At 34.4% G+C, this 6,382-nt stretch carries 4 protein-coding genes; 2 read left to right on the top strand and 2 right to left on the bottom strand.

Translation table 11 applies throughout. The features are described 5' to 3' along the window. Together ACTF48_RS10720 and ACTF48_RS10715 are read right to left on the bottom strand one after the other, a co-directional pair. A partial coding sequence (locus ACTF48_RS10720) for a PKD domain-containing protein (protein WP_438963154.1) occupies positions 1–2,164 on the bottom strand: 2,164 nt, incomplete at its 3' end. A 547-nt stretch (positions 2,165–2,711) separates the two neighbouring features. Continuing rightward, the gene (locus tag ACTF48_RS10715; protein ID WP_438963153.1) at positions 2,712–3,638 is read right to left on the bottom strand and encodes a YitT family protein; all 927 of its coding nucleotides are present in this window, start codon (positions 3,636–3,638) and stop codon (positions 2,712–2,714) included. Between the two features lie 112 nt (positions 3,639–3,750). Here ACTF48_RS10715 and ACTF48_RS10710 point away from each other — a divergent pair, with 112 nt between their 5' ends. Together ACTF48_RS10710 and ACTF48_RS10705 are read left to right on the top strand one after the other, a co-directional pair. Continuing rightward, a complete protein-coding gene (locus tag ACTF48_RS10710; protein WP_438963152.1) occupies positions 3,751–4,974 on the top strand; it encodes an NAD(P)-dependent oxidoreductase in 1,224 nt (407 codons plus the stop codon). 48 nt (positions 4,975–5,022) lie between these two features. Next, on the top strand, positions 5,023–6,382 hold a 1,360-nt coding region (locus tag ACTF48_RS10705; RefSeq protein WP_438963151.1), incomplete at its 3' end, for an L-type lectin-domain containing protein.

Here is a 6,382-nt window from a genome sequence, read left to right as displayed (position 1 = left end):
AATTGAATATTTGCCAAAAATCATTAAAACCGTCTCCATTTGGGGTAAAGAATTTATCATAATAGAGTAAATAAAGCTTTTTACTTTGCACATTTTCTCCACAAATCAAATCTCTGACATAAACCTGATAATCTTCTAGAGGAAGGTTAGTGAATTTATTAGATCTTTGAAAGTTTATATTGTCTAAGGAATATTCATACTCTCCTGACCTTTGCATTATTACTTCAATTGAGTTATTTCTTATAGACCAGTCTGTTACTTTTATACTCTCTATGATTGGCAACGGTAATATATCTACATTTATCTCAATTGTAGATTCACAAGTAAAATCTATAAAGTCTTTTATCACTGTAAGAGTATAAGTTCCAACATTGCTAACCGTAATTTCTTGTGCATTACTTCCTGTACTCCATTCATAATTAATAAAGTCATTTGGTGCTCTGATAGTTAAATCAGAATCATTGCATAAAAATTGTTCAGTTTCTATGTCAATACTAAAGAATTCTGGGGTGACAATATCGAAATTAAAAATATCAAAGCACTGAAAATTAATTTTATTCTCTAAACGCACCCAAATTGTTTGGGTTCCGATTATTGGAGTATAGTCGTTTATATTATTGTCTCTTTTAAGCGCATCTTGTTCGTTTAGGTAGTAGGACACGGCAAATATGGATGAATCCAAATTACCTAAAATTTCATTATTCATATTGATAAAAAAAATTGTGGTGTCTTCTAGACAGTAATATAGATTTTCTATCGGACTAGCAATTGGAGTGTCATAAATAATAATATCTTTAGAGTCTGAAAAAGTAGGGATACCAGATAAATTTCTAGCCTGTACTGATACTGTGTAGGTACCTGGTGAACTATAAATGTGTTCTACCGTGTCTCCTATTGCAGTAGTTCCATCTCCTAAATCCCATTCATATGTGTTGATTCCAGTACTGTTTCCGTATCTTAATTGAGTGGTTTCTCCTAAGCATATGTTTAAAAAAGATATGCCCTCTGGTCGTTCTGGTAAAAGAAACGTTGGCAAATCTAAAAGATTGCTTCCTCTGGAGAAGGAAAAAGCATTTACCTGATAATTACAGCCAATTCCTATAAGATTTGGATTGTTAATTGCTCCGAGGAAAGAGGTTCCTCTATTACTTACATAAATCTTACCATTTGGACCTCTTTTGATATACGGAAATGTTAAGCCAGTTTGGACAAAGGGAGTTAAATTAAAAAAACTAGGTATAAGATTTATATTATTTAAATCATATTGCCTTATACCTTCAGTCATGTGACTTACATAAACTACCTTGCTATTTGTAGAAAATTCAACTGATGTAAATTCGGTAGGCTGAAGCTTTTCTCCTGGTTGATTAGGAGCTGGCGGGTCTTGATAAAATTTAGTAAGCTTTCCCGTAAGATTGTTAAAATTAAGAAATGACACCATTCCTAAGCTTGGGAATGTGGCGACAAGTACCTTGTTGTCTGGAGAAATCTCCATAGAACCAATATCGTTACTGAATCGATCAGCAAAACGTAATCCACCTAAAGAGGTAACTGGATTGGTAGATATTCCATTTGGTGAAATAAGAAAAGATTGAAAACTGGAGGAGCTTTGACAGATAAGCCAAATATCTCTTCCATTTTTATGTTGCGCCGTAGTCATTTGGTTTCCCGCGGTTGGTAAAAGTATTGTGTGAGCACTTTCTAAAATGATATCACCCATTCCATTATCTAGAGACATGTCTACCACCACATAAGTCAACCTTTTAGAAGTTCCATCTCTAACGGTAACAAAAACATAGTATTGATTAGGGTTTCCAGGATTGCGAGTTACGACTTGCTGCGATTCCCATATAGCATATTTATCCGTAGCACTATTAGGCATGTTTTGATGAAGTCTATTTCTAAAAATTCTACCGTCAGTATAAAATAGTAAGTTTCCATTTTCATCATTGGCTACAGCTATATTGTCTGGTCCCTCTATTTGACCAAAAACGATCTGTCTTTCTATATTGTTGTCGCTAAGGCTAGATAAATTATTTCCATTGAAAGTCACACCTGCAAACATCCCAAAATACCAGTTGTTTCGTTCCCCTTGGCTTAAAACTACAAATGGAATAAAAAAAAATAAAGTTAGAAAAGTTATATTCTTTATACTTTCTTTCACTGTAAAATTAGTTTTAGTATTTGGACTTGAAATTTAATTTTTTAAATAGAATTCTCTTAACTCTTTGCAAGATGGTGAAAAGAATCTTAAATTATTAATTTATTAAAAAAAAGTAAATAATAAAGCCAAGATGGCTTTAAAGATTTTATTTTGACCTTAAAAAAAGATGAAAAATGAGATTTAAGAGCTGTTTCCCAGCGCTCTACATGCTTACCATCAACGCGGTCTCGCTGTCAAAACCAGTCGACCCCATAACGCTATCGCGTAATTACCAATTTTTAAAATTCTAAACTCAAACTTAAACTTAAACTTAAACTCAAACTTAAACTTAAACTTTTAAATAATCGAGAACAAATATAACCATCTGTCAGATTTTAGAATCAAAAAAACTATGCCAAACTAGAAACATAAAAAAGTTAACCATAAGATGATGCACAGATTTAAGTTTCTGTATTAGATTTTAAAAGCAATTAGATGCCTTATCTTTAAAGTAGTCTAAAAGAAACACTAGTACACAAATGAAATTTGAATTATGATTCCTTAATAATTATTTCATGGGTTCCATAGAGGAACTTTTAACTATTGAATCAGGTAGGGCAGCTCCAGAACCTTTAGTTAAGTACCTTTTTAAAACACCACCACGCACTTTATTTACGTCAAATTCTATGACAAATGCCTTAGGATCTATTGTTTCTATTAAATTGAGTGTTTTATTAATATCTATGCGGTTCACAACTGTTTGTATAATGTTGATTTCCTTATTAATACCACTACTTCCATAACCACTAGCTCCTTTATAAATAGTCATTCCCACACCTAGGTCGTAGGCGATCGCATCTGTAATTTCTTTAGATTTTTGTGAGACGATCGTGAGACCTATAAAATTTTCCAAACCTTGAATAAACAGATCGATCACCTTTGCGGTAACTAAATAAGCAAGAATAGAATACATGGCTATCTCTACAGATACGACATAAGCCGTAATACTAAATAAAATAACATTAAAAGCTATAATAGTCTTACCTATACTAATACCGTATTTATTAAGTACAAATAATCCTAGTAACTCTGAGCCATCCAGTACCGCACCATTACGTATCGTGACACCTATTCCAGCACCTAAAAACATTCCTCCAAAAATTGAAATCAATAATTTATCATCAGTAATTATGGGAAAGGTTTCTAGACTTATAGAAAGAGCCAGTAAAGCAATCGCAATAATAGATTTAATAACGATTCTTTTTGAAACCGTAAACATCCCTACTATAATAAAAGGCACACTCAGTACTATTAAAAGTATAGAAATATCCCAGCCAGTTTGCTGACTCAATAAAATAGCAATACCAGTCACGCCACCATCTAGGAAATTATTAGGTAATAAAAAGGCCTTAAGACCTATACTAGCTAGAAAAATGCCTATGGCAATCTGGCTGTATTCCCTTATATAATTGATTAACTTTTGTTTATGTTTCAAGCTTATAAGAATTAAGGGATTAAAGATACTACAAGTATGAGTACTCTGGTTTTATAACGGTTGTTAAAAAACAACTCGATTTAGTTATCTTGCTGTTTTTTAAAATCAGCCCATGAAATTTGCCATTATAAGAGAGAGAAAGAATCCGCCAGATAGGAGAGTAGTGTTTACTCCAGAGCAGTTAAATCGTTTAAATACCGCTTTCGCGAAAGCGGAATTCACAGTAGAAAGTTCTCCTATAAGAGTTTTTAGTGACGCACAATATCTTGCTCAAGGAATTACAGTCTCAGAAGATATCAGCGATGCTGATGTAATGATAGGTGTAAAAGAGGTGCCTAAAGAAGCACTCATAGCTCATAAAAAGTACTTTTTCTTCTCGCATACTATTAAAAAGCAGCCTTATAATAGAGAACTGTTACGAGAAATTTTAAATAAAAAAATCGAATTATACGATCACGAGACCATCGTTAAGAAAAATGGCGCGCGATTAATCGGTTTTGGAAGATATGCAGGAATCGTAGGTGCTTATAACGGTTTTAGAGCATTAGGGTTAAGAGATGGACTGTTTGAACTGCCTAAGGTAGAGAGCTTGCCTGATTATAAAGCCCTTAAAAATGAACTCAAACGCATTAAAGGCGACCTTCCAGCTATAAATGTAGTAATGACAGGATCCGGTAAAGTCGCCGGCGGTATTAAAGAAATACTAGATGAGTTAGAGATTCATTCCATTGAATCTAATGAATATTTGCAACTCAACAGTTCTAATAGTGTACAAGCAGTTTATACACAGCTAGATGTTACAGATTATTATACAGGTAAAGACGGTTATAAACCCACAAAAACAGAGTGTTATCATAATCCAGAGCTATTAAAAAGTGATTTTATGAAGTATGCTAAAGTCACTGACATGCTCATTACTGGACATTTCTATGGTAACAAAGCTCCTTATTTTTTTACGAGAGAGGACATGAAATCACCAGACTTTAACATCAACCTAGTGGCCGATGTGAGTTGTGATATCGATGGACCCATAGCCTGTACCATAAGACCTAGCACTATTGCAGACCCTATTTATGGTTATGATCCTGCTACAGAGACTGAAGTGGATTTTAAAACTCCTGGCGCAATAACCGTTATGGCGGTAGATAATTTACCTTGTGAATTACCTAAGGATGCTAGTGAAGGCTTCGGCGAGATGTTTGAAAAACACGTGATTCCAGCATTTTTTAATGGAGATAAAAACGGAATTTTAGAACGTGCTCGCATGACGACCAGTGAAGGAACCTTAACAGAACACTATTCTTATCTACAAGATTTTGTGGATGGTAAAGATTAAAATAATTGTAAAATGAGGTATTCTTTAAAGAGCTTAAAGTCAGTATTTATGGTTTTGGTATTAATGTCTGTAGGCGTCATGAATGCCCAGTTTAATCCAACCCTATTAGGTAATGCTATCGCACAAGGAAACGATTGTTTTCAGGTAACAGCTAATTTGAATAATCAATCGGGAGCAATTTGGTCTCCATTACAGATAGATATGCTTAATAATTTTATTATTGAGTTTAGAATCTATTTAGGAAATAATGATGCTAATGGTGCTGATGGTCTGACCTTTGTTTTAAAGAATCGCGTTGATGCGCTAATCGGTAATTTAGGCGGTGGAATGGGCTATGAAAATATTCCTAATTCATTTGCGGTGGAGTTTGATACGTGGCAAAATGCAAATTTAGGTGATCCGACTTTTGATCATATTGCTATGGTTTCTAATGGTGTTAATGATCATCTCTCTGTTCAAAATCTTGCTGGTCCTATAGTTGCTTCTACAACTTCTAATAACGTAGAAGATGGGCAGGAGCATGATGTGCGCATAGAATGGAATGCATCAGCACTGACCATGGATGTTTATTTTGATTGCTCTTTAAGGCTTAGTTATACTGGAGATTTAATAAATCAAGTGTTTCAAGGTAGAAACCTGAATTACTTTGGATTTACAGGTTCTACTGGTGGAGCAAGAAATTTACAGCGAGTTTGTTTTGATTATATTTCTTTCACCGATTTGTTAAGTCTAGATGATATCGCAATTTGTTTAGGTGAAAGCGCTAATAATATAGACGCTAGTATACCAGGTTCCACGGCCTACAGCTGGACGCCCGCCACAGGTGTGAGTAATCCTAATATAGCAAACCCTACCTTTTCACCCACAGTAACAACTACTTATACAGTTAATATTACCAATGGCTGTGGTAATAATATTCAAGAAGACGTAACCATTATCGTAGGCCCAGCACCTATTGCAAATCAGGTAGCTGATTTATCAGTCTGTGATGATGTTTCAAATGATGGAATAATAAATTACGATTTAACACAACTAGATGCTACCGTTTTAGGGGCTCAAGACCCTACAATGTTTGTCGTTTCTTACCATTCTTCACAAGCAGATGCTGATGCAAGAATTAATCCTTTATCGAGTCCTTATATGAACACTCAGATTTGTGAACGCGTTTATGCTCGTATTGAATCTATCACCAGTAATGCATGTTATAATACTACAGATTTTGAACTTTGTGTAAGTGTACAACCTGTCGCAAATACCGCAACAGAGTACAGACTTTGTGATGACTTAACAAATGATGGCACAGCATTATTTGACCTAACTACTAAAGATGCAGAAGTATTAGGAACACAAAACCCGGCTGACTTTAACATTGAATATTTCACCTCACAAGCTGATGCTGATCTAGGAT

The sequence above is a fragment of the Nonlabens sp. genome, from assembly GCF_965660805.1.
In the GTDB taxonomy this organism is placed as follows: domain Bacteria; phylum Bacteroidota; class Bacteroidia; order Flavobacteriales; family Flavobacteriaceae; genus Nonlabens.
This window is presented reverse-complemented; position numbering and strand designations above follow the sequence as displayed.